Here is a 25,014-nt window from a genome sequence, read left to right as displayed (position 1 = left end):
AGCGCCGAGTTCGCGGTTTCTTGCAGCCTGCAAGTTGGTGGGGCAGGGTTCCTCTATCCCCAAGGCGAACCCCGTGACTCAACCCGCAATCCTTGTCCTTGAAGACGGCACCGTGTTCGAGGGCGAATCCGTAGGCGCTGCCGGCCTGTCCGTCGGCGAAGTGGTGTTCAACACCGCCATGACCGGCTACCAGGAGATCCTCACCGATCCCTCCTACGCCCGCCAACTGGTCACGCTGACGTATCCGCATATCGGCAACACCGGCTGCACCGACCAGGACGACGAGGCCGCCCAGGTCTGGTCGGCAGGCCTGATCGTGCGCGACGTGCCGCGCCGCCCCAGCAACTGGCGCAACCAGGTGGCGCTGCCGGACTGGCTGATCCAGCGCGGCGTGGTCGCCATCGCCGGCATCGACACCCGCAAGCTGACCCGCATCCTGCGCGAGAAGGGCTCGCAGAACGGCGCGCTGATGGCCGGCGAGGTGAACGTGGACACCGCGCTGGACGCGGCGCGCAAGTTCCCGGGGCTGAAGGGCATGGATCTGGCCAAGGTGGTCTCCACCGACAAGTCCTATCCCTGGCGCGACGGCCAGCTCGACCTGGACAGCAACGCCTTCGTCACGGCCGAGCCCAGGTTCAAGGTCGTCGCCTACGACTACGGGGTCAAGCACAACATCCTGCGCATGCTCGCCGAGCGCGGCTGCGAGGTGACCGTGGTGCCGGCGCAGACGCCGGTCGCCGAGGTGCTGGCGATGAACCCGCACGGCGTGTTCCTGTCCAACGGCCCCGGCGACCCGGCGCCGTGCGACTACGCGATCGCCGCGATCAAGGAACTGCTGGCGCGCAAGATCCCGACCTTCGGCATCTGCCTGGGCCACCAGCTGCTGGCGCTGGCCGCCGGCGCGCAGACCCTGAAGATGGGCCACGGTCACCACGGCGCCAACCATCCGGTGCAGGACCTGGACAGCGGCCGGGTGATGATCACCTCGCAGAACCACGGCTTCGCGGTGGACGAGGCGACCTTGCCGGCCAACGTGCGCGTCACCCATCGCTCGCTGTTCGATGGCAGCAACCAGGGCATTGCGCTCACCGACGCGCCGGCCTTCAGCTTCCAGGGCCACCCCGAAGCGTCGCCGGGTCCACGCGACGTGGCGCCGCTGTTCGATCGCTTCACCGCGCTGATGGCGGCCGCCGCCTGATGGCCGCAGCGCCGGCCATGCCGTCGCCGACCCGCCGCTGGCGGTGGCCGGCCACGGCGTTGCTGGTGCTCGCCGCGTATCCGGCCTTCGTGCTGGGCGCGGTGTATCCGCAGTGGCTCAGCGCCGGCTTGCCGGGCGGACGCGACGGCCCGGCCGATGCGTACCGCCACAGCCTGGCCAGCGCCGTGGTCGCCTACACCCTGTCGCCGCGCTGCGTGGACTGGGTCACGGCGGTCATGGAGCGCGACGGCCACGGCAACGCCAGCCGGGCGATGGACGCCCACAACAACCGGATCGGCGCGCGCATCGGCGCCACCGCCAGCAGTTGGGCCGCGATGCAGCGCGAGGTTCGCGCCGCGGTCGACCATGGCGCGATCGATGCGCGTTCGCCCGATCAGATCACCTGGCGCGCCCCCGCGGCGTGGCAGGACCGCCTCTACTGAGAATCCCCCATGCCCAAGCGCACCGACCTCCAAACCATCCTCATCATCGGCGCCGGCCCGATCGTCATCGGCCAGGCCTGCGAGTTCGACTACTCCGGCGCGCAGGCGTGCAAGGCGCTGCGCGACGAGGGCTACCGCGTGGTGCTGGTCAACAGCAACCCGGCCACGATCATGACCGACCCGAACATGGCCGACGCCGTGTACATCGAGCCGATCAACTGGCAAACGGTCGAGAAGATCATCGCCAAGGAAAAGCCCGACGCGCTGCTGCCGACGATGGGTGGGCAGACCGCGCTGAACTGCGCGCTGGACCTGGCCGACCACGGCGTGCTGGAGAAGTACGGCGTCGAGCTGATCGGCGCCAAGCGCGAGGCCATCCGCATGGCCGAAGACCGCGAGCTGTTCCGCGTGGCGATGGGCGAGATCGGCCTGGAGTGCCCGAAGGCGGCAGTGGCGCACACCCTGGAAGAGGCGCTGGAGATTCAGGCCACGGTCGGCTACCCGACCATCATCCGCCCCAGCTTCACCCTCGGCGGCAGCGGCGGCGGCATCGCCTACAACCGCGAGGAACTGATCGAGATCGTCGGCCGCGGCCTGGAGCTGTCGCCGACCAGCGAAGTGCTGGTCGAGGAGTCGGTGCTGGGCTGGAAGGAGTTCGAGATGGAAGTGGTCCGCGACACCGCGGACAACTGCATCATCGTCTGCTCGATCGAGAACCTGGATCCGATGGGCGTGCACACCGGCGACTCGATCACCGTGGCCCCGGCGCAGACCCTGACCGACAAGGAATACCAGCGCCTGCGCGACGCCTCCATCGCGGTGCTGCGCAAGATCGGCGTGGACACCGGCGGTTCCAACGTGCAGTTCGGCATCAACGCGCAGACCGGCCGCGTGGTGGTGATCGAGATGAACCCGCGCGTGTCGCGCTCCTCGGCGCTGGCCTCCAAGGCCACCGGCTTCCCGATCGCCAAGGTCGCGGCCAAGCTGGCGGTGGGCTACACCCTGGACGAACTGAAGAACGAGATCACCGGCGGGCTGACCCCGGCCTCGTTCGAGCCGTCGATCGACTACGTGGTCACCAAGATTCCGCGCTTCGCCTTCGAGAAGTTCCCGCAGGCCGACGCGCGCCTGACCACGCAGATGAAGTCGGTGGGCGAGGTGATGGCGATGGGCCGCACCTTCTCCGAATCGCTGCAGAAGGCCCTGCGCGGCCTGGAGACCGGCAAGATCGGGCTGGACCCGACCGGGCTGGACCTGAGCAGCGAAGACGACCTGGCCACGCTCAAGCGCGAGCTGAAGGCGCCCGGTCCGGAGCGCTTGTTCTACGTCGCCGACGCCTTCCGCGCCGGCATGAGCGTGGAGCAGGTGCACGCGCTGTCGTTCATCGATCCTTGGTTCCTGGACCAGATGGAAGACCTGATCGCGCAGGAAGCGCAGCTGGCCGCCGACGGCCTCGGCGCGCTGGACGCCAAGCGCCTGCGCACGCTCAAGCGCGCCGGTTTCTCCGATGCGCGTCTGGCCGAGCTGTGCGGCACCAACGAGGCCGCGGTGCGCGCGCTGCGCCGCGCGCACAAGGTGCGCCCGGTATACAAGCGCGTTGACTCGTGCGCGGCGGAGTTCGCCACCAGCACCGCCTACCTGTACTCGACCTACGAGGACGAGTGCGAGGCCGCGCCCAGCAATCGCGACAAGATCATGATCCTCGGCGGCGGCCCCAACCGCATCGGCCAGGGCATCGAGTTCGACTACTGCTGCGTCCACGCGGCGCTGGCGCTGCGCGAGGACGGCTACGAGACCATCATGGTCAACTGCAATCCGGAGACCGTGTCCACCGACTACGACACCTCCGATCGCCTGTACTTCGAGCCGCTGACCCTGGAAGACGTGCTGGAGATCGTCGAGCTGGAGCAGCCCAAGGGCGTGATCGTGCAGTACGGCGGGCAGACCCCGCTGAAGCTGGCGCGCGCGCTGGAGGCCAACGGCGTGCCGGTGATCGGCACCTCGCCGGACTCGATCGACCTGGCCGAGGACCGCGAGCGCTTCCAGCAGCTGGTCGACAAGCTGGGCCTGAAGCAGCCGCCGAACCGTATCGCCCGCAACGCCGACGAGGCGCTGGTGCTGGCGCGCGAGATCGGCTATCCGCTGGTGGTGCGCCCGAGCTACGTGCTCGGCGGCCGCGCGATGGAAATCGTCTACGGCGAATCCGACCTGGCGCGCTACGTGCGCGACGCAGTCAAGGTCTCCAACGATTCGCCGGTGCTGCTGGATCGCTTCCTCGACAACGCGGTGGAAGTGGACGTGGACATCATCGCCGACCACAGCGGCCAGGTGCTGATCGGCGGCGTGATGGAGCACATCGAGGAAGCCGGCGTGCATTCGGGCGATTCGTCCTGCTCGCTGCCGCCGTACTCGCTGTCGCCGGCGACCCAGACCGAGCTGCGCCGCCAGGTGGTCGAACTGGCCAAGGCGCTGAACGTGGTCGGGCTGATGAACACCCAGTTCGCGGTGCAGGTGAACGATGCTGGCGACGACATCGTCTACCTGCTGGAAGTGAATCCGCGCGCCTCGCGCACCGTGCCGTTCGTGTCCAAGGCGATCGGCGTGCCGCTGGCCAAGATCGCCGCGCGCTGCATGGCCGGCAAGACCCTGGCCGAGCAGGGCGCGCTGAAGGAAATCGTGCCCGACTACTACTCGGTGAAGGAGGCGATCTTCCCGTTCGCCAAGTTCCAGGGCGTCGATCCGATCCTCGGCCCGGAGATGCGTTCCACCGGTGAGGTGATGGGCGTGGGCCGCAGCTTCGGCGCGGCGTTCGCGCGTGCGCAGGAAGCCGGCGGCATCAAGGCGCCGCCGCTGGGCAAGGCCTTCGTGTCGGTGCGCGATCCGGACAAGCAGCGCGTGCTGCCGGTGGCGCAGGCGCTGGTCGAGCGCGGCTACACCCTGGTCGCCACCCGCGGCACCTGCGCCTGGCTGCAGCAGCACGGTCTGCAGTGCGAGCAGGTGAACAAGGTCGCCGAGGGTCGCCCGCACATCGTCGATCTGATCAAGAACGGCGAAATCGTGTATATCGTCAACACCACCGAGGGTCGGGCGGCGATCTCCGACTCGTTCTCGATCCGCCGCGAAGCCCTGCAGCATCGCGTCACTTATTCGACCACGGTCGCCGGCGCGCGAGCGCTGGTGCATTCACTGGAATTCCGCGGCACCGGTCCGGTCTGGGCGCTGCAGGAACTGCACAAGGAGCTGGAAGCGTGAGAGCCCCGATCACCATGCAAGGCGCGCAGCGGTTGCGCGAGGAACTGGATCACCTGAAGTCGGTCAAGCGTCCCGAGGTCATCACCGCGATCGCCGAGGCGCGCGCGCACGGCGACCTCAAGGAGAACGCCGAGTACCACGCCGCGCGCGAGCAGCAGGGCTTCATCGAAGGCCGCATCAAGCAGCTGGAGAGCGAGCTGTCGCACGCCGAGGTCATCGACGTCAGCAAGCTGGCGGTCGGCAGCAAGGTGGTGTTCGGCGCCACCGTGACCCTGGCCGATGTGGAGACCGACGAAGAGAAGCGCTACCAGCTGGTCGGCGATCTCGAAGCGGACATCAAGCTGGGCCTGATCGCGATCTCTTCGCCGCTGGCGCGTGCGCTGATCGGCAAGATGGAAGGCGACAGCGTCAGCATCGACGCCCCGGCCGGACGCCGCGAGTACGAGATCGTCAGCGTCGCCTACGTCGGCTGATCCGATGGCGGTCGCCACCTTGCTGTTGCCGGAGCGGGTCCGCCTGGCCGGCGCCGTGCTGGCCGGCGAGGTGGCGCGCGCGTTCGGCCGCGCCGACCGCACGCAGGCCGCGCCCGGCGGCGAGGCGCAGTTGCGCCGCCATTTCGTGGTGGCGGAAGCATCGCTGCCGGCCGCGGCGCTGACCCGCCAACTGGACGCCGGCGATGCCGGCGACGGCGTGTGGCTGCGCGCCGATCCCGCCTACTTGGTGCCGGACATGCAGGGCGCACGGCTGATGGCGCATGGCGACATGCTGCCGCTCGACGCGGTGGACCTGGACGCGCTGTTGCCGGCGGTGCAGGGCGTGTTCGCCGAGAGCGGGCTGACCCTGGATGCGCCCGATCCGACCCGCTGGTACCTGCGCCTGCCGGCCGACAGTGTGCTGCCTGTGTTCGCGGCACCGGCGCAGGTGCTCGGCGCGGACCTGTTCGATCATCTGCCGCAGGGCGAGGACGCGCGCCGCTGGCGTGCCCTGCTGACCGAAGTACAGATCGTGCTGCACCAGCATCCCTGGAACCGCGAACGCGTCGCCCGCGGCCAACCGGCGATCAACTCGCTGTGGTTCTGGGGCGGCGGCCGCCTGCCGGCCACCGTCGGCACTGCGCATGCGCAGGTGCGCAGCCGCGATCCGCTGTTGCGCGCGCTGGCCCAGGCCGCCGGCGTCGCCGATGCGCAGGCGCCGCGGGTCGATGCGCTGGTCGACCTGCGCCAGTTGCGCGCGCCCGAGCAGTTCGTCGGCGAGGTGGTGCAGCCGCTGCTGCAGGCGCTGCGCGACGGCGAGTTGCAGCAGCTGCAACTGGATTTCGAGGACGGCACCTGTTTCCGCATCGCCCCCGCGCAACGCTGGCGCCTGTGGCGGCGACCGCTGTCGCGCCTGGACGCATGAGTTCGAGCGCGCGCATCGTGCGGCGGACCGCGGCGGCCGCGGCCGGCCCGTGGCACGAGGCGACGTTGCCGCTGTTGCGGCGCATCTATGCCGCGCGCGGCGCCCACGACAGCGGCCTGGCGCAGCCCAAGCTGGCGCAACTGCTGCCGCCGGATGCGCTGAGCGGCATCGACGCCGCCGTGGAATTGCTGGCCGAAGCCATCGCGGCGGGCAAGCGCATCCTGGTGGTCGGCGATTTCGATTGCGACGGCGCCACCGCCTGCGCGGTGGCGGTGCGCGGGCTGCGCCTGCTCGGCGCCGCGCAGGTGCTGCATGCGGTGCCCAACCGCATGGTCCATGGCTACGGGCTGTCGCCGGCGCTGGTCGCGGAACTGGCGCCGTTGCAGCCGGACCTGCTGGTGACGGTGGACCACGGTATCGCCTGCCATGCCGGCGTCGCCGCGGCCAAGGCGCTGGGCTGGCAGGTGCTGGTCACCGACCACCACCTGCCGGGTCCGGCCTTGCCGCCGGCCGACGCCATCGTCGATCCGAACCTGGCCGGCGACGCCTTCCCGAGCAAGATGCTGGCCGGCGTCGGGGTGATCTTCTACGTGCTGCTGGCCTTGCGCCGGCACCTGCGCGCGCAAGGCGCGTTCGCGACGGCACCGCCGGACCTGAGTGTGCTGCTGGACCTGGTCGCGGTCGGCACCGTCGCCGACCTGGTGCCGCTGGATCCCAACAACCGCGCGCTGGTCTCGGCCGGTTTGCGCCGGTTGCAGCGTGGCGAAGGTTGCCTCGGCCTGCGCGCCCTGATCGAGGCCAGCGGCCGCGACCCGGCGCGGCTCAGCGCCAGCGACATCGGCTTCGCCCTGGCACCGCGGCTCAACGCCGCCGGCCGCCTCGAGGACATGGCCCTGGGCATCGAGTTGTTGCTGTGCGAGGACCCGCAACAGGCGCGCACGATCGCCGCGACGCTGGAAGAGATCAACGCCGAGCGCCGCGCCGTGCAGCAGCAGATGACCGACGAGGCCGAAGCGGTGGTGGCGCAGGCGCTGCTGGCCGCGCCCGAGCAGCCGCCGGTGGCGGTGTGCCTGTTCGATGCGCAGTGGCATCCCGGCGTGATCGGCCTGGTCGCCTCGAAGATGAAGGACCGCCTGCACCGGCCGGTGATCGCCTTCGCCCCGGCCGAGCCGGGCAGCACCCAGTTGCGCGGTTCGGCGCGTTCGATTCCCGGCTTCCACATCCGCGACGCGATGGCGGCGGTTGAGGCGCAGCGGCCGGGCCTGATGGAGAAGTTCGGCGGCCATGCCATGGCCGCGGGCCTGAGCCTGCCGCAGGACGCGCTGGCCGAGTTCGAAGAGGTGTTCCGCGCGCATGCGCTGGCCAGCCTGGACGCGGAACTGCTGCAGGCCGAACTGCTCAGCGACGGCGTGCTGGAACCGCACGAACTCGACCACCGCCATGCCGAGGCGCTGCGCCAGGGTGGGCCATGGGGGCAGGGCTTCCCCGAACCGCTGTTCGATGGCGAATTCGAGGTGCTGCAGTGGCGCGTGCTGAAGGAGCGCCACCTCAAGCTGAGCCTGCGCTGTCCTGGCCGCGCCGCGCCCTTGAACGCGATCCATTTCAACGGCTGGCACGGTCGCGAACCGGGCCGCCGCGTGCACATCGCCTATCGGCTGGTCGCCGACGACTACCGCGGCGGCGATGCGGTGCAACTGGTGGTGGAGCACTGTCTGCCGTTGGATGGCTGAGCAGTTGGCGGTCTGACGCTGCGCGTGGTGCCGGACCCTCACCCCAACCCCTCTCCCGGTGGGAGAGGGGCTTTGCTTTCCCTTCTCCCGCCGGGACCATGGCCCCCTTCTTGGGGGAAGGTGGCCCGCAGGGCCGGATGAGGGTAGGGCGCAGCCTCGCGCCGTCTGTTGCATCGCGCCTTGCGCCGCACCCTCACCCCAACCCCTCTCCCGATGGGAGAGGGGCTTTGCTTTCCCTTCTCCCTTCGGGAGAAGGTGCCCCGCAGGGGCGGATGAGGGTACGGGCGCAGCCTCGCGCCGTCTGTTGCATCGCGCCTGTGCCGGACCCTCATCCCAACCCCTCTCCCGGAGGGAGAGGGGCTTTGCTTTCCCTTCTCCCCCGGGAGAAGGTGGCCCGCAGGAGCGGATGAGGGTACGGACGCAGCCTCGCATCGCCAAAGCGCCGCGCCTTGCGCCGCACCCTCACCCCAACCCCTCTCCCGATGGGAGAGGGGCTTGCGCGTCGCCTGAGTCTGGACGCACACACGCAACCCCATCGCGTCACGGCGGACGTTCAAGCCATACCGTCCCAGCAAGGAGCGTTCCATGCCGTCCACCATGCGCAGCAACGTGTGCGTGTTGTTGCTTTCGTTGTCGTTACTCGCCACGGTCCCGGTCGGGGTGCAGTCCGCGCCGCAGCGGCAATTGGTCGCGCCGTTGCTGCACACCGACGCCGGCGAACGTCCGGTCGAACTGCGCTCGGCGACCGTGCGTGCGCATGCCGCCGCTGGCCTAGCCGAAACCACGGTGGAGCTGGAGTTCTTCAATCCCAACGCGCGCGTGCTGGAAGGGCAACTGACGTTCCCGCTGCGCGAGGGGCAGCAGCTCAGCGGTTTCGCCCTGGATGTCGACGGGCAGATGCGCGACGCGGTGCCGGTGCCCAAGGCGCGCGGGCGCCAGGTGTTCGAAGCGGTCGAGCGGCGCGGCGTGGATCCGGGCCTGCTCGAGCAGACCGCCGGCAACCAGTTCCGGCTGCGCGTCTACCCGCTGCCGGCGCATGGCAGCCGCCATGTGCGCCTGGTCTATCGCGAATCGCTACAGCGCACCGCCGCCGGCTGGCAATGGCGCTTGCCGCTGGCGTATGCGGTCGGCGCGCGGTCGCTGCAGGTCGCGCTGAGTACCCAGGCCGCGCCTGATGAACGCGCGGCGACGTCCGGCATGCGGCTGCTGCCGACGGCGGACGGTGGCTACGCCGCGTCCTGGTCCGGCAGCCCGGCGCAGTTGCCGTCGGAGCTGGTGCTGTCGCTGCGCGCGAGCGCCACGCCGCGCGTGGCGACCGGTCTCCACGATGGGCAGCGCTACTTCCAGGCGCTGGTGCCGATCGCCGACCTGCATGGCCCGCGCCCGCTGCCGCAGCGCATCGGCCTGCTCTGGGATGCGTCCGGTTCGGCACGGCAGCGCGACATTCCGGCCGAACTGGCCTTGCTGCAGCGCTATTTCGCCGCGGTCGGCACTGCCCAGGTCGATCTGATCGTGCTGCGCGACCGTGCCGCGGCGCCGCGCAGGTTCCAGGTGCGCAACGGCGACTGGAGCGCCCTGAAGGCGGCGTTGCAGGCCGAGCAGCCCGACGGCGCCAGTGCGCTGGGCGCCTGGCAACCGGCGGCGCACGTGCAGGAGTATCTGTTGTTCAGCGATGGCCTGGGCAACTACGGCGCGCAGACCATGCCGACGCTGGCGCCGGGGCAGCGCCTGTATGCGATCGACTCGGCCGGCGTGCACGCCGATGCCGCGCGCCTGGCGGCGATCGCGGAAGCGCGCGGCGGACGCGCGATCGCATTGCAGGGCCTGCCGGGCGTGCAACTGGCCAGCGAGCGGCTGTTGCGGCGTGGCGGCGAACTGGTCGCGCTGGACGGTAGCCACGTTGCCGATCTGGTCGCCGATTCGCGCGACGCCGACGATGGTTACCTGCGCATCGCCGGGCGACTGCTCGGCGCCGATGCGACGCTGCACCTGGAGATCGCCACCGCCGCCAGCACCCGACGCCTGAGTTTGCCGTTGCGCGAGGCGGAGGAAGTTCCAGGCGACCTGGTGCCGGGCGCCTGGGCGCGGGCCATGCTGCGCAGTCTGTCCGCCGATCCGCAGGGATCGGCCGCGCGCCGCCAGGCGCTGGCGACGCGCTTCGGGCTGGTCAGCGCCGACACCTCGTTGCTGGTGCTGGAGAATGCCGACGACTACGCCCGCTATGGCATCCCGGCGCCCCCGGCGCTGCGTGCGGCGGTTGCGGGTGCGCAGGTGCGGCAGCAGAAGCTGCAGGACGACACGCGCAAGCGACGCATCGACGCGATCGCCGACGCGTTCGCGCAGCGTGTCGCCTGGTGGCAGCGGCGCTTTCCCAAGGACGCGCCGCCAATGGCGATCGCCGCCGCTGACACTGCCGACCAGCGCATGCAGGCCCCGTCGGGCCCGCAACGGTCCATGGCCCTCGCAGCGCCTGCGCCGATGCCCGCTGCCGCGCCTGCACTCGCGCCGCTGGAACTGGACATCGTCGGCGGTTCGTCCAGCGCACCCAGCGACGCGGCCGCGTCGGCGACTGCGCGCGAGCGTGTGGCGGCTCCGGCCACGATCTCCCTGGCCGTGCAGCCCTGGCAGCCGGATTCGCCGTATGCGCGGCGCCTGCGTGCGGCCGCGGCGGACGCGGTGTATCCGCTGTATCTGGGCGAACGCGCGGCGCACGCCGACAGCGTGGCGTTCTACCTGGACGTGGCCGATGTGCTGTTCGAGCGCGGCCAGCGCGACCTGGCCCTGCGGGTGCTCTCCAACCTGGCCGAGCTGCAACTGGAAAATCGCCACGTGCTGCGCGTGCTCGGCTACCGGCTGCTGCAGGCCGGTCGCGCCGACCTGGCGGTGCCGGTGTTCGAGCAGGTGCTGCGGCTGGGCGAAGAGGAGCCGCAGAGTTTCCGCGACCTGGGCCTGGCCTATGCCGCGCGCGGCGACGCGCAGGCGGCGATCGCACAGCTGTACCAGGTGGTGGTGCGCGACTGGGACACGCGCTTCGACGGGGTGAGCATGATCGCGCTCAACGAACTGAACGCGATCGTGGCGCGGGCGCCGCGGCCGCTGGACACCGGCTTCGTCGACCCACGGCTGCTGCGCAATCTGCCGCTGGACCTGCGCGTGGTGCTGAACTGGGACAGCGACAACAGCGACATGGACCTGTGGGTGACCGACCCCAATGGCGAGCGCTGCTTTTACGGAAACCGCGCGACCTACCAGGGCGGCCAGCTGTCGCCGGACTTCACCGGCGGCTACGGGCCGGAGGAGTTCTCGCTGCGCACCGCCAAGCCCGGCAAGTACAAGGTGGAAGCGAACTTCTTCGGCGAGCGCCAGCCGCTGGTCACCGGTGCCACCACCTTGCATCTGCAACTGAGCACGGGCTGGGGTACGGCCGCGCAGCGCGACCAGCAGGTGACGCTGCGCCTGGCCGAGCGCAAGGAAACGGTGCTGGTCGGCGAGTTCGAGGTGCGCTGATCCGCCCAAGGCGCGCCGGTGCGGTCATGCCGGCGCGCTACACTTCGACCATGTCCGATCCGTCCGGCGCCAGCGCCTATTCCCGTTTCCAGCCCTGGCGCCGCAGCTTCGAAATCGGCTTCTGGGTCGCGCTCACCCTGATCAACGCCATCGCCAACAGCGTCACGGTGTTGATCGACATCCGCACCACCGGGCTGCATTTCGCCGCATGGGAGCCGGTGGTCTGGGAGTGGTCCAGCCAACTGATGTTCCTGCTGATCGTGCCGTTGGTGGTGCTGCTGACCCGGCGCTACCCGCTGCACTGGGACACCTGGCGGCGCCGGCTGCCGGGCTACCTGCTGGGCAGCGTGGCATTGTCGGTGCTGCACGTGGTGGGCATGGTCGCCCTGCGCAGCCTGGTCTACCGCCTGCAGGGCCAGCAGTACGACTTCGGGCCGTGGCCGCAGGGGCTGGCCTACGAATACCTCAAGGACGTGCGCAGCCTGGCCTCGATCGCGCTGTGCGTGGAGATGTACCGGTTCCTGTTGCGGCGCTGGCAGGGCGAGGCGGCGCTGCTCGGCGCGCCCGACGCCGGCCCGCCGGTGGGCTCGCTGGAACGGCCGGAGCGCTTCCTGGTGCGCAAGCTGGGCCGCGATTTCCTGGTCGCCGCGGCCGACATCGAGTGGCTGCAGGCCGCCGGCAACTACGTCAACCTGCGCGTGCGCGGCCACGACTACCCGCTGCGCAGCACCATGGCCGCGATCGAGGCGCGGCTGGACCCGGCGCGGTTCGTGCGCATCCACCGCAGCTACATCGTCAACCTGGCCAGCGTGGTCTCGATCGAGCCGCTGGAGGCGGGCGAGGCGCGGGTGCACCTGCGCGACGGTAGCCAGGTGCCGTGCAGCCGCCGCTACCGCGCCGCGCTGCGCGTGGCGGCCGGGGAGGGCGAGGCGGCGACCGTCGAGTAGTCCGGCGGCGCTGTGGCGCGGCGGCCGGAATTGCTAGAATCGCGCTCTTGTCTGCCGGAAACGCCGCAATGATCGAACTCAATCCGATTCGCCACCGCATCGCCGATCTGTCCGATCGGGTGCTGTCGCTACGGGGGTTTCTTTGACTACGACGCCAAGAAGGAGCGTCTAGAGGAAGTCACCCGGGAGCTGGAAAGCCCCGACGTCTGGAACGACCCCGAGCGCGCCCAGGGTCTGGGCCGTGAACGCGCCAGCCTGGAGAAGACCGTCGGCGGCATCGCCAGCGTGCTCGATGGCCTGAACGAGTCGCTGGAATTCCTGGAACTGGCCGAGAGCGAGAACGACGAGGCCACCGCGCAGGCGGTGCTGGCCGACGTCGACCGCTTCCAGGCGCAGGTGGAGAAGCTGGAGTTCCAGCGCATGTTCTCCGGGCAGATGGACGCCAGCAACGCCTTCGTCGACATCCAGGCCGGCGCCGGCGGCACCGAGGCCCAGGACTGGGCCGAGATCCTGCTGCGCATGTACCTGCGCTGGTGCGAGTCGCGCGGCTGGAAGACCGAGCTGATGGAAGTCTCCGGCGGCGAAGTGGCCGGGATCAAGTCCGCCACGCTGCGCGTGGAGGGCGACTTCGCCTACGGCTGGCTGAAGACCGAGACCGGCGTGCACCGGCTGGTGCGCAAGTCGCCGTTCGACTCGGACAACCGCCGCCACACCAGCTTCACCTCGGTGTTCGTGTCGCCGGAAGTGGACGACAACATCGACATCGACATCAATCCGGCCGATCTGAAGACCGACGTGTACCGGTCCTCCGGCGCGGGTGGCCAGCACGTCAACAAGACCGAGTCGGCGGTGCGCATCACCCACGTGCCCACCGGCATCGTGGTGGCCTGCCAGACCGGGCGCAGCCAGCACCAGAACCGCGACAACGCGATGAAGATGCTGGCCGCCAAGCTGTACGAGCTGGAGATCCAGAAGCGCAACGCCGAACGCGATGCGGTGGAGGCGACCAAGTCCGACATCGGCTGGGGCAGCCAGATCCGCAACTACGTGCTCGACCAGAGCCGGATCAAGGACCTGCGCACCGGCGTGGAGCGCTCGGACACCCAGAAGGTGCTCGACGGCGACCTGGACGAGTTCGTCGAGGCCAGCCTCAAGTCCGGCCTGGAAGCCGGCGCGAAACGCAGCGACGCCTGAACCGGCGGCCTCCGTCCTGGCGACGGAGGCCGTGCGGCGGCACACGGCCCGCCGGCTGGTGCATTCTTTCCCTTCCTCACGCATCCCCCATCCCATGACCGAGCAGACCCCCGCGCCGTCCCTTCCCGTCGACGAGAACAGCCTCATCGCCGAACGGCGCGCCAAACTCGCCGCGCTGCGCGCGCAGGGCGTGGCCTATCCGAACGATTTCCGCCGCAGCGACTTCGCCGGCGATCTGCAGGCCGAGTTCGCCGACACCGAGCGCTGGACCGCCGAGGCGCTGGAGGCCCAGGGCCGCAGCCTGCGCCTGGCCGGGCGCCTGCTGGCCAAGCGGGTGATGGGCAAGGCCAGCTTCGTGCAACTGCAGGACGAGTCCGGGCGCATCCAGCTGTTCCTGCAGGCCAACGCCCTGGGCGAGGCCTACGACGCCTTCAAGGGCTGGGACATCGGCGACATCATCGGCGTGGAGGGCGGGCTGACCCGCACCAAGACCGGCGAGCTGTCGGTCAAGGCCACTGGCCTGCGACTGCTGACCAAGGCGCTGCGGCCGCTGCCGGACAAGTGGCACGGCCTGTCCGACGTGGAGCAGCGCTACCGCCAGCGCTACGTGGACCTGATCGTGTCGCCGGAGGCGCGCGAGGTGTTCGTCAAGCGCTCCAAGATCATCCGCGCCATGCGCGCCTGGCTGGACGCGCGCCGCTTCCTGGAAGTGGAGACGCCGATGATGCATTACATCCCCGGCGGTGCCACCGCCAAGCCGTTCACCACCCACCACAACGCCCTGGACCTGGACCTGTACCTGCGGGTGGCCCCGGAGCTGTACCTGAAGCGCCTGGTGGTCGGCGGCCTGGAACGGGTCTACGAAATCAACCGCAATTTCCGCAACGAAGGCGTCAGCACCCGGCACAATCCGGAATTCACCATGATGGAGCTGTACGAGGCCTACGCCACGTACCACGAGGTGATGGACCTGACCGAGAACGTCATCCGCGACGTCGCCCGCGAGGTGCTGGGCACCACCCAGGTGCACTGGGACGGCGCCGACATCGACCTGGCGCCGGCGTTCCGCCGCTGGCGCATGGACGAGGCGGTGCGCCACCACAACCCGGAGATCAGCGCCGCCGACTGCACCGACCGCGAGGCCCTGCTGCGCCATTGCGAGCGGCTGAAGATCCGCACCAAGCCGTCCTACGGCTGGGGCAAGCTGCTGTTGGAGATCTTCGAGGCCACGGTCGAGCACACCCTGATCCAGCCGACCTTCATCACCGACCACCCGGTCGAGGTGTCGCCGCTGGCCCGCTCCAGCGACACCGAGCCGGGCTACACCGACCGCTTCGAGCTGTTCATCAACGGCAAGGAAATCGCCAACGGCTTCTCCGAGCTCAACGACCCGGAAGACCAGGCGGCGCGGTTCCAGGCCCAGGTGGCGGCGAAGGAGGGGGGCGACGACGAGGCCATGCACTTCGACGCCGACTACATCCGGGCGCTGGAAGTGGGGCTGCCGCCGACCGGCGGCCTGGGCATCGGCATCGACCGACTGGTAATGTTGCTCACCGGCAGCAGCTCGATCCGTGACGTGCTGCTGTTTCCGTACATGCGTCCGGAGGCTTAACCTAGCCGCGGACGAGGTGGCGCGGTTCTTGCACCAGGCGTTGCACGCAAAAGGAAGTGAGGTGGACGGGCCGGGGTGAGTCAGCGTCGGCGCGTTCCCGTTGTCGTCTCAGCAGCCCGCGCAGATGCGACGGGCGGAGGATTGCAGATGCATGATGCCAGCATGAGCCTCTCCGGCGCGTCCTCGAACGGGGACCGTCTCCACTGGGCGGACGGAAGCGACAATCGTTTGAACATCGTCATCGTCGACGATCAGACCTCCGCGCGGACGATGCTGCGGCATGTCATCGAGGACATCGCCCCGGAACTGACCGTGCGCGACTTCGGCGACTCGCAGGCCGCGCTGGCCTGGTGCGAGGCCGGCAAGGTCGACCTGTTGCTGCTCGACTACCGCATGCCGGGCATGGACGGGCTGGAGTTCGCGCGGCGCCTGCGCCGGCTGCCCAAGCACCGCGACATCCCGATCATCCTGATCACCGTGGTCGGCGACGAGCCGATCCGCCAGGCGGCGCTGGAAGCGGGGGTGATCGACTTCCTGGTCAAGCCGATCCGCCCGCGCGAGCTGCGCGCGCGTTGCCACAACCTGCTGCAGCTGCGGCTGCAGAGCGAGAACATCAAGCAGCGCGCGATGTCGCTGGAGCAGCGCCTGCTGGCCAGCATGCGCGAGGTCGAGGAACGCGAGCGCGAGACCCTGTCGCGGCTGGCGCGGGCTATCGAGTACCGCGACGTCGGTACCAGCGCCTACCTGGAACGCATGGCGCACGTGGCCGGGCTGATCGCCGAGCAACTGGGCCTGTCCGAGGACGAGGTGCGGGTCATCGAGATGGCCGCGAGCCTGCACGACATGGGCAAGATCGCCATTCCCGACGCGGTGCTGCTCAAGCCGGGCAAGCTCAACGAGGACGAGATGGCGGTGATGCGCATGCACCCGCGCATCGGCTACGAACTGCTCAGCGGCAGCCAGAACCGTTTCATCCAGGTCGGCGCGCTGATCGCCCTGCGCCACCATGAGCGCTACGACGGCAGCGGCTACCCGGACGGCCTGGTCGGCGAGGCGATTCCGCTGGAAGCGCGGATCGTGGCGGTCGCCGACGTATTCGACGCGCTGATCTCGCCGCGCCCCTACAAGGAAGCCTGGACCATGGATGCGACGCTGGCCTATCTCTACGCCCAGCGCGGCCGCCTGTTCGACCCGCGCTGCGTGGACGCGCTGTTCCGCGGCCGCGAGCAGCTGCAGGTGATCTGCGAGAAATTCTCCACCGCCTCGGCGCGACCAGGAGTCTGACATGACCTCGGCGATCACGTGGGTGCGGCAACGGTTCGCGGAGCGCAAGGATACCGAGCATGCGCAGGCCCTGGTGCGGATCGTCCTGATCTCCATCATCCTGAGCTACGTGCTGCTTCCGGGCCCGCGGGCGACCTTGCCGATGCGCGAGTATTTGAACGTGGTCGCCGTGGTGTCCTCCGGTCTGGTGCTGTCGCTGGGCGTGCTGGCCTGGCTGCTGTGGCGGCCGGAGCGTTGCGACACGCGACGGATCATCGGCATGATCGCCGACTACGGCCTGATCGCCGCGGCCATGATCGGCATGGGCGAGCCGCTGGCCTGGATGTACGTCGTGGTGCTGTGGGTGACGGTCGGCAACGGTTTGCGCTACGGCAACCGGTATCTGTATCTGGCGGTGGCCATGGGGGTGACCAGCTTCGGCACCACCGTGCTGGTGACACCCTACTGGCGTAACAACCTTGGGCTGGGGATCGGTCTGGTCGTCGGCCTGCTGGCGGTGCCGCTCTATCTGTCTGGGCTGCTGCGGCAATTGACCCAGGCGACCAAGGAAGCGCAGCGCGCCAACGAGGCGAAGAGCCGCTTTCTGGCCAACATGAGCCACGAGTTCCGCACGCCGCTCAATGGCCTCTCGGGCATGACCGAGGTGCTGTCGACAACCAGGCTCGATGCCGAGCAGCGCGAGTGCGTCAGCACCATCCAGGCCTCTGCCAAGAGCCTGCTCTCGCTGGTCGAAGAGGTGCTGGACATCTCCGCCATCGAGGCCGGAAAGGTCCGCGTCGACAAGAGCGCCTTCTCGCTGCGCGAGACCGTGGAGCAGATCGGGCTGATCCTGCAGCCGCAGGCGCGGGCCAAGGCGATCGGCTATTTCGTCGACATCGCTGCCGAAGCGCCGAACCATCTGCTGGGCGACGCGGGTCACCTGCGCCAGGTGCTGCTGAATCTGGCCGGGAACGCGATCAAGTTCACCGATTCCGGTCGCGTCGACGTGCGGGTCAAGCTGCTGCGCAGCGACGCGGAGCGGACGTGGCTGAGTTTCGATATTGTCGATACCGGTATCGGGGTGCCGGAATCGATGCGATCGCGGTTGTTCGATGCGTTCGAGCAGGCGGATGTGGGGCTGGCCCGGCGCTACGAGGGCACCGGGCTAGGGACCACGATCGCCAAAGGCCTGGTGGAATCGATGGGCGGCAGTATCGGTTATCAGGAGAACCTGCCGCGCGGCAGCCGGTTCTGGTTCGATCTGCCTTTCGAGATCGCCGCGAGCAGCGTCGAGGAAGCGCCGGAAACGGAAGCGGCTGCCGCCGAACATCCCGAGGAAAACGGTCAGCCCGGGAACGTCATCGCCTTTTCCGATCCCTTCCTGCGCCACCGTGCACGCATCCGCAGCATGCGCATTCTGGTGGCCGACGATCATGCCGCCAATCGCATGGTGCTGCAGCGACTGCTGCAGAAGGCCGGTCACCGTCCGATCTGCGTCGAAGGGGCCGAATCGGTGCTGGACGCCTTGGCGGAGAGCGAGTTCGACGGGGTCATCGTCGATCTGCACATGCCGGGCATGAGCGGATTGGACATGCTGAAGCAGTTGCGGATCATGCAGGCTGGCGGCCCGCGAACGCCTGTGGTGGTGCTCAGCGCGGACGTCACGCCCGATGCGATCCAGCGTTGCGAGCAGGCCGGTGCGCACACGTTCCTGGCCAAGCCGGTGGTGGCCAGCCGTTTGCTGGATACCCTGGCCGACATCGCGGTGGAAGGACGTCTGCGCGGTTCGGGCGAGGCTCAGGTCAGGCAGTTGAGTGCCAGCGCCGAAGGGGTGCTGGATTCCTCTGTGCTCGACGAACTGGCCGGGCTGGGCATGGGCGAGGGATTCGAGCGCGAGTTCATTTCGCAGTGCCTCAACGACGCCGAAGGCTGTCTGGGCGGCATGCAGATCGCAGGTGACGCGGAGCATTGGGAGCGCCTGCGCGAACATGCCCACGCGATCAAGGGCGTGGCGAGCAATCTGGGCCTGATCCGGTTGGCCAGCCTCGGTGGCGAACTGATGCAGATGGCGGAATGGCAGATGCGCAGCGAATGGCGCTCCCGATTGATGGCACTCAATGCCAGTCTGACCGAGGGCAGGGAAGTACTCGAGGCGCGCGCGCGCCGCAGCGCGAGTTCCGAAGAGAACGAGCTGCGCTGACGCCCGCAGTAGGGCCCGGGCATGGCACCGGGCCGACCACTGATCGCAGACCGCTGACGTCTTGCCCTAGGCTGCGACGTCCCGCGCACGCCGGGTCTGCGCGCGTACCAGCCGATCCATCGTGCGCAGCGATTTCTCGTCCAACGCCAACGCGGAGTCGACCCAGATGTCGGTGATCGCCTGCAGTTCCTGCAGCGTCACGGGTTGCGCCAGATTGCGCACGGCGTTCATCGCCAGGTACGACTGCGGGTTGCGGCGCTGGTCGTGGATGAGTTGCTTCACGCGGTCGATGCCCTGATTCCGCGGGACCAGCACATCGACGATGCCCATCGCATGCATCTGCTCGCTGCTGTAGAGGTCGGCGCTCAGAATGATCCGTTCGGCGACATGCGGAGCGACGCGCTTGCACAGGAACGAATAAGCGCCCATGCCGGGAATCAGCCCGAAAATCGCCTCGGGCAAGCCCATGGTGACGCCTTCCTCCGCAACGATGGTGTGGCAGGCCAACGCCATCTCAAGCCCCCCGCCCAGCGTATCGCCTTGCAGCAGAGCGATGGTGCGCACATCGCCCGACAGGCCGCGATGCAGTTGGTGGACGCCGCTGACGCAGCGATAGGCGTAGTCGAGCAGTTGCGCACGGTCCTTGCGGCGGATGAGGTCGGAAAAAAGCGCGAGATCGCCGCCGAGGTTGAAGACATTGGCGTCCGAGGCGATGACCAGATGCTGCAGCGCGCTCTTCCTGGGCGCCTGCGATCGCGTCGTCATGACCTCCAGCGCTGCCAGGACGTCATCGAGCATCTGGCTATGGAAGCAGGGACGCGTTCCGAGTTGCGGATTCGCATGCATGTACAGCCAATGGCTATCGTCGTCGCCGTCCGCATCGATGCGGATGCTGGAGTAGGCGCGGGTACGGGGCAGCGTGTCGATCGTGCTCATGGCGGGCTCTCGGAAAGACGCCCGCGGAGATGGCGTGGCGCAGCGGGCGAGTGCGTTTCCACCCGGCGGATGCTACACCCGGGTGCCGCGGCCGGAACTCGCCCCGCCAGCGCCTGCACGGGCGCCGCGTGGGCGCCCGTCGGACCTGCTTATTGCGGCGGCGCGTCGCGCAGTTCGCGCCGCAGGATCTTGCCCACGTTGGTCTTGGGCAACTCCTTGCGGAACTCGACGATGCGCGGATGCTTGTAGCCGGTGAGGTTGGCGCGGGCGTGCGCCTTCACCTCGTCGGCGGTCAGGTTGGGGTCCTTCTTCACGATCACCACCTTGACCGCTTCGCCGGATTTTTCGTCCGGCACGCCGACCGCGGCCACTTCCAGCACGCCCGGCATCATCGCGATGACGTCCTCGACCTCGTTCGGATACACGTTGAAGCCGGACACCAGGATCATGTCCTTCTTGCGGTCCACGATGTAGAAGAAGCCCTGCGGATCCATCCGCGCCATGTCGCCGGTGTGCAGCCAGCCGTCGGCATCGATGGCGCTGGCGGTTTCCTCCGGACGGCGCCAATAGCCCTTCATCACCTGCGGCCCGCGGATGCACAGCTCGCCGACCTCGCCATGGGCGAGGACCTGGCCCTGGTCGTCCTTGACGCAGGCGTCGGTGGACGGGATCGGCAGGCCGATCGCGCCGTTGTATTCGGTCAGGGTCAGCGGGTTGATGCAGGCCGCCGGCGAGGTCTCGGTGAGGCCGTAGGCTTCGACCAGGGTGACCCCGGTGACCTGCTTCCAGCGTTCGGCCACCGCGCGTTGCACCGCCATGCCGCCGCCGAGGGTGAACTTCAGCGAAGAGAAATCCACCTTGTCGAAGCCGGGGGTGTTGAGCAGGCCGTTGAACAGGGTGTTGACGCCGGTGAAGGCGGTGAAGCGGGTCTTCTGCAGCTCCTTGACGAAGCCCGGCATGTCGCGCGGATTGCTGATCAGGTGGTTGAGTCCGCCGAGCTTCATGAAGACCAGCCCGTTCGCGGTCAGCGCGAAGATGTGGTACAGCGGCAGCGCGGTGATGATGACTTCCTTGCCTTCCTCCAGCTTGCCGGTCGCCGAGATCCAGGCGCCGGCCTGCAGCATGTTGGCGACCAGGTTGCGGTGGGTCAGCATGGCGCCCTTGGCCACGCCGGTGGTGCCGCCGGTGTACTGCAGGAAGGCGATGTCGTCCGGTTCGATGTCGATCTGAGGCAGCGTGTGCAGGCGGCCCAGGGTCAGCGCGTCGCGGAAGCGGATCGCGTTGGGGATGTCGTAGTCCGGCACCAGCTTCTTGACGTACTTCAGCACGAAGTTGACCAGCGGGCCCTTGGGGAAGCCCAGCATGTCGCCCAAGCCGGTGGTGATGACCTGTTTGACGGGGGTATCGGCGATCACTTCCTGCACGGTGGTACCGAAGTTGTCGATCACCACCAGGGCGCTGGCGCCGGAGTCGATCAGCTGGTGGCGCAGTTCGCGCGGGGTGTACAGCGGATTGACGTTGACCACGGTCATGCCGGCCAGCAGCACGCCGAAGGTGGCGATGGGGTACTGCAGGCAGTTGGGCATCATCAGGGCGACGCGGTCGCCTTTCTTGAGCTGCAGTTCGCCCAGCAGGTAGCCGGCGAATTGCCGGGCCAGTTCGCCGGCCTCGCGGTAGGTCAGGGTCTTGCCGAAGTTGCAGTAGGCGGGGCGGTCTCCGAACTTGGCCACGGAGCTTTCGAACACCGCGGCGACGGAGCGGTACTCGTCGACGTTGATGTCGGCGCCAACGCCGGCCGGATAACTCTGCAACCACGGACGATCCAGACTCATATTCCCCCTCCAGGAAACGTAGTGATGTGTGCGGCGCGGACAGTATCCATCAGAACCGACGACAGCAGCATACCGTTCCGTAGGGCAAAGGCGAACAGGGCAGGGCCGCAGGCTGCGGCGCCGCGTCGGCGGCGCGCGGCCACCACTGGCGCGCGCGCGTGGGCGGTGCCGGCCCGAGCAATGCTGCCACGCGCAGCCCGGCGGCAGCGCCACCGCGGGTTAGGTCCGGCTCAGCGCGTGCGGCGCACCGGTGCGCCATCGGCGACGTAGTACGGCGCGGTGCTGCGTGGCAGCGCCTGGCGGCCGCGGATGCGGTCGGCCAGCTTCTCGGCGATCATGATCGTCGGCGCGTTGAGATTGCCGGTCACCACCTGCGGCATGATCGAGGCATCGACGATGCGCAGGCCTTCGAGGCCGTGCACGCGTCCCTGGCCGTCCACCACCGCCATCGGATCGTCGGCGTGGCCCATCTTGTTCGAGCACGACGGGTGGTAGGCGGTCTCTGCGTGTTCGCGCACGAACGCGTCGATCTGCGCGTCGCTGCGCAGTTCGCTCCCCGGCGAGATCTCGCGGCCGCTGTACGCCGCCAGCGCCGGCTGCGCGAAGATCTCGCGGGTGATCCGCACCGCGGCGCGGAACTCGCGCCAGTCCTGTTCGTGCGACATGTAGTTGAACAGGATGCTCGGATGCTGACGCGGGTCCTTGGAGACGATGTGGATGCGGCCGCGGCTGGGCGAGCGCATCGACCCCACGTGCATCTGGAAGCTGTGCGTCTTGATCGGGTTGGAGCCGTTGTAATTGATCGCCACCGGCAGGAAGTGGTACTGCAGGTTCGGCCAGGCGAAGTCCTCGTGGCTGCGGATGAAGCCGCCGGCCTCGAACTGATTGCTGGCGCCGATGCCGGTGCCCAGGAACAGCCATTGCGCACCGATCGCCGGCTGGTTGTACAGCTTCAGCGCCGGTGCCAGCGACACCGGCTGCCTGCATTCGTACTGCAGGTACATTTCCAGGTGATCCTGCAGGTTGGCGCCGACGCCGGGCAGGTGGTGGACCAGCTCGATGTCCAGCCCGCGCAACAGGTCGGCCGGGCCGACGCCGGAGCGCTGCAGGATCTGCGGCGAGGCGATGGCGCCGCCGCACAGCAGCACTTCGCGGCGGGCGGTGGCGTGCTGCAGCACGTCGTTGCGCAGCCACTGCACGCCGATGGCACGTTTGCCGGAGAACAGGATGCGGTCGGTCAGCGCGTGGGTGACGATGGTCAGGTTCGGCCGCGATCTGGCCAGATCCAGGTAGCCGCGTGCGGTGCTGGAGCGGCGCCCGTGCGGCGTCACCGTGCGGTCCATCGGGCCGAAGCCTTCCTGCTGGTAGCCGTTGAGGTCGTCGGTGCGCGGGTAGCCGGCCTGCACGCCGGCTTCGATCATCGCCGCGAACAGGGGGTTGTTGCCGGACTTGGGCGTGGTCACGCGCAGCGGACCGTCGCCGCCGTGGTAGTCGTTGGCACCGATGTCGCGGGTTTCGGCCTTGCGGAAATAGGGCAGGCAGTCCAGGTAGGTCCAGTCTTCCAGGCCCGGCATGCCGGCCCAGTTGTCGTAGTCCATCGCGTTGCCGCGGATGTAGCACATGCCGTTGATCAACGAGGAGCCGCCCAGGCCCTTGCCGCGGCCGCAGTCCATGCGGCGGTGGTTCATGAACGGCTCCGGGTCGGTCTTGTACGCCCAGTTGTAGCGCCGGCCCTGCAGCGGGAAGGCCAGCGCGGCCGGCATCTGGGTGCGGAAGTCGAGGCGGTAGTCGGGGCCGCCGGCTTCCAGCAACAGCACGCTGACATCGGCATCCTCGGTCAGCCGCGTGGCCAGCACGTTGCCGGCCGAGCCGGCGCCGATGATGATGTAGTCGTACGCTTGGGCAGTCTTCATGACGGTTCTCCAGCAGGCCGGGGCGCGCTGCGCGCAGGCGTCCCGGCGGAAGGTCGGATCGGCGCGTCGGCCGGACGAGGGGGGCGCGGCTCAGAACACGCTGGCGTAGTCGCCCAGTTCGACCTGCACCGACTTGACGCGGGTGTAGTGGGCCAGGGTCGAGAGGCCGTTCTCGCGGCCGACGCCCGATTCCTTGTAGCCGCCGACCGGCATTTCGGCCGGCGATTCGCCCCAGGTGTTGATCCAGCAGATGCCGGCTTCCAGGCGGTGGATGATGCGGTGGGCGCGGCTGATGTCCTTGCTGACCACGCCGGCGGCCAGGCCGAAGCTGGTGGCGTTGGCGCGGCGGATCGCCTCTTCCTCGTCGTCGTAGGCGAGCAGGCTCATCACCGGCCCGAAGATCTCTTCCCTGACGATGCGCATGTCGTCGCGGCAGTCGGAGAACACGGTCGGCAGCACGTAGGCACCGTCGGCCAGCGCGCCTGCGCTGGCGCGGCCGCCGCCGATCAGCAGGCGCGCGCCTTCGGCCTTGCCGCTGTCGATGTAGCGCAGCACATTCTCCATGTGCGCAAAGCTGGTCAGCGGGCCGAAGTTGGTGGCGGCCGCCATCGGGTCGCCGATGCGGATGCGCTGCACGCGCTCGACCAGCGCCGCCTCGAACGCGGCCAGCATGCGGCGCGGCACGAACACGCGGGTGCCGTTGGTGCAGACCTGGCCGGAGCTGAAGAAGTTGGCCATCACCGCGATGTCGGCGGCGCGGTCCAGGTCGGCGTCGTCGCAGATCAGCAACGGCGACTTGCCGCCCAGTTCCATGGTCACTTCCTTCAGCGAGGAGGCGGCCGCGGCGGCCATCACCTTCTTGCCGGTGGCCACGCCGCCGGTGAAGGAGATCTTCTCGATCGCCGGATGCTCGGTCAGCCAGTTGCCGATCTCGCGGCCCGGGCCCTGCACCACGTTGAACACGCCGTCCGGCACGCCGGCCTCGGTGTAGAGCTTGGCCAGCTCCAGCACGCTCAGCGGGGTGACTTCGGACGGCTTGAACACCATCGCGTTGCCCGCGGCCAGCGCCGGGGCCGATTTCCACAGGGCGATCTGGATCGGATAGTTCCAGGCACCGATGCCGGCGACCACGCCCAGCGGCTCGCGGCGGGTGTAGAAGAAGCTCGATGCGCGCAGCGGCAACTGGATGCCTTCGATCGCGGTGGCCAGGCCGGCGTAGTACTCCAGGACGTCGGCGCCGGTGACGATGTCCACGCTGGTGGTCTCGCTCAGCGCCTTGCCGGTGTCCAGGGTTTCCAGCCGGGCCAGGGCGTCGTTGCGCGCGCGCAGCAGATCCACGGCGCGGCGCAGGATGCGCGAGCGCTCCATCGCGGTCATCGCGGCCCAGACCTTCTGGCCTGCGGCCGCGCTCTGCACGGCGCGCTCGACGTCGGCCTGGCTGGCGATCTGCACCTCGGCCAGGACCTGGCCGTTGGCCGGATTGACGGTCTGGAAGGTCCTGCCGCTGCTGGCATCGACCAGGCGACCGTGGATGTAGAGCTGTTGGACGGGAAGGGCGGTCATGGGGGCTCCTGGAAAGGCGGTGGGCG

General features: G+C 68.9%; 16 protein-coding genes. 12 read left to right on the top strand and 4 right to left on the bottom strand.

The genetic code is table 11. From position 1 onward, the window contains the following. The first annotated feature begins 73 nt into the window (after nt 1–73). The 12 genes from carA (at nt 74) to CEK68_RS05970 (ending at nt 18,744) form a co-directional block, all read left to right on the top strand. Nucleotides 74–1,198, top strand: a complete 1,125-nt coding sequence (carA, locus tag CEK68_RS06025; RefSeq protein ID WP_152238846.1) for a glutamine-hydrolyzing carbamoyl-phosphate synthase small subunit — start codon at nt 74–76, stop codon at nt 1,196–1,198. Beyond that, nucleotides 1,198–1,641 carry a hypothetical protein gene (locus tag CEK68_RS06020; protein ID WP_043091930.1) on the top strand — a complete coding sequence of 148 codons (444 nt, stop codon included), beginning with the start codon at nt 1,198–1,200 and terminating at the stop codon, nt 1,639–1,641. Before carA ends, CEK68_RS06020 begins: the two co-directional genes overlap by 1 nt. A 9-nt stretch (nt 1,642–1,650) precedes the next feature. Then, complete coding sequence (gene carB / locus CEK68_RS06015; RefSeq protein ID WP_017915611.1) at nt 1,651–4,893, top strand: carbamoyl-phosphate synthase large subunit; 3,243 nt, start codon at nt 1,651–1,653, stop codon at nt 4,891–4,893. An 8-nt stretch (nt 4,894–4,901) separates the two neighbouring features. Further along, the gene (greA, locus tag CEK68_RS06010; protein ID WP_026143501.1) at nt 4,902–5,366 is read left to right on the top strand and encodes a transcription elongation factor GreA; all 465 of its coding nucleotides are present in this window, start codon (nt 4,902–4,904) and stop codon (nt 5,364–5,366) included. Between the two features lie 4 nt (nt 5,367–5,370). Next, entirely contained in the window at nt 5,371–6,291 is a 921-nt protein-coding gene (locus CEK68_RS06005) for a phosphoglycerate mutase (protein WP_152238845.1), read from the top strand. After that, nucleotides 6,288–8,021, top strand: a complete 1,734-nt coding sequence (gene recJ / locus CEK68_RS06000; RefSeq protein ID WP_152238844.1) for a single-stranded-DNA-specific exonuclease RecJ — start codon at nt 6,288–6,290, stop codon at nt 8,019–8,021. Before CEK68_RS06005 ends, recJ begins: the two co-directional genes overlap by 4 nt. A 585-nt stretch (nt 8,022–8,606) precedes the next feature. Beyond that, nucleotides 8,607–11,528 carry a VIT domain-containing protein gene (locus tag CEK68_RS05995; protein WP_226977778.1) on the top strand — a complete coding sequence of 974 codons (2,922 nt, stop codon included), beginning with the start codon at nt 8,607–8,609 and terminating at the stop codon, nt 11,526–11,528. 50 nt (nt 11,529–11,578) lie between these two features. After that, nucleotides 11,579–12,475 (top strand): LytTR family DNA-binding domain-containing protein, encoded by an 897-nt coding sequence (locus CEK68_RS05990; RefSeq protein ID WP_226977777.1) that lies wholly within the window; start codon nt 11,579–11,581, stop codon nt 12,473–12,475. A 68-nt stretch (nt 12,476–12,543) separates the two neighbouring features. Beyond that, nucleotides 12,544–13,669 (top strand): peptide chain release factor 2 gene (gene prfB / locus CEK68_RS05985; protein WP_100224025.1). Its coding sequence is split into 2 segments (ribosomal slippage): nt 12,544–12,618 and nt 12,620–13,669, totalling 1,125 coding nucleotides; the frame shifts between segments, so codons are not numbered across the junction. A gap of 94 nt (nt 13,670–13,763) precedes the next feature. After that, nucleotides 13,764–15,281: a lysine--tRNA ligase gene (gene lysS / locus CEK68_RS05980; protein WP_043091939.1), complete on the top strand. Its 1,518-nt coding sequence runs from the start codon at nt 13,764–13,766 to the stop codon at nt 15,279–15,281. Between the two features lie 147 nt (nt 15,282–15,428). Continuing rightward, entirely contained in the window at nt 15,429–16,565 is a 1,137-nt protein-coding gene (locus tag CEK68_RS05975; protein WP_043086876.1) for a two-component system response regulator, read from the top strand. A gap of 1 nt (nt 16,566) precedes the next feature. Then, the gene (locus tag CEK68_RS05970; protein WP_150411295.1) at nt 16,567–18,744 is read left to right on the top strand and encodes an ATP-binding protein; all 2,178 of its coding nucleotides are present in this window, start codon (nt 16,567–16,569) and stop codon (nt 18,742–18,744) included. A 66-nt stretch (nt 18,745–18,810) separates the two neighbouring features. On the opposite strand, the gene CEK68_RS05965 is transcribed toward CEK68_RS05970, so the two are convergent. The 4 genes from CEK68_RS05965 to betB all read right to left on the bottom strand — a co-directional run bounded on the left by CEK68_RS05965 (nt 18,811) and on the right by betB (nt 24,988). Continuing rightward, nucleotides 18,811–19,680 (bottom strand): crotonase/enoyl-CoA hydratase family protein, encoded by an 870-nt coding sequence (locus tag CEK68_RS05965; RefSeq protein ID WP_017908735.1) that lies wholly within the window; start codon nt 19,678–19,680, stop codon nt 18,811–18,813. 149 nt (nt 19,681–19,829) lie between these two features. Further along, complete coding sequence (locus tag CEK68_RS05960) at nt 19,830–21,512, bottom strand: long-chain fatty acid--CoA ligase (RefSeq protein ID WP_152238842.1); 1,683 nt, start codon at nt 21,510–21,512, stop codon at nt 19,830–19,832. Between the two features lie 230 nt (nt 21,513–21,742). Next, nucleotides 21,743–23,425, bottom strand: coding sequence for a choline dehydrogenase (gene betA / locus CEK68_RS05955; RefSeq protein WP_152238841.1), 1,683 nt, complete (start codon nt 23,423–23,425; stop codon nt 21,743–21,745). A gap of 90 nt (nt 23,426–23,515) precedes the next feature. After that, nucleotides 23,516–24,988, bottom strand: coding sequence for a betaine-aldehyde dehydrogenase (gene betB / locus CEK68_RS05950; protein WP_017913892.1), 1,473 nt, complete (start codon nt 24,986–24,988; stop codon nt 23,516–23,518). Nucleotides 24,989–25,014: the final 26 nt, after the last annotated feature.

The organism is Xanthomonas sp. LMG 12461, assembly GCF_009192935.1.
Lineage (GTDB): Bacteria > Pseudomonadota > Gammaproteobacteria > Xanthomonadales > Xanthomonadaceae > Xanthomonas_A > Xanthomonas_A sontii.
The sequence above is the reverse complement of the archived record's forward strand: the minus strand, read 5'-3'. Positions and strand labels throughout refer to the sequence as shown.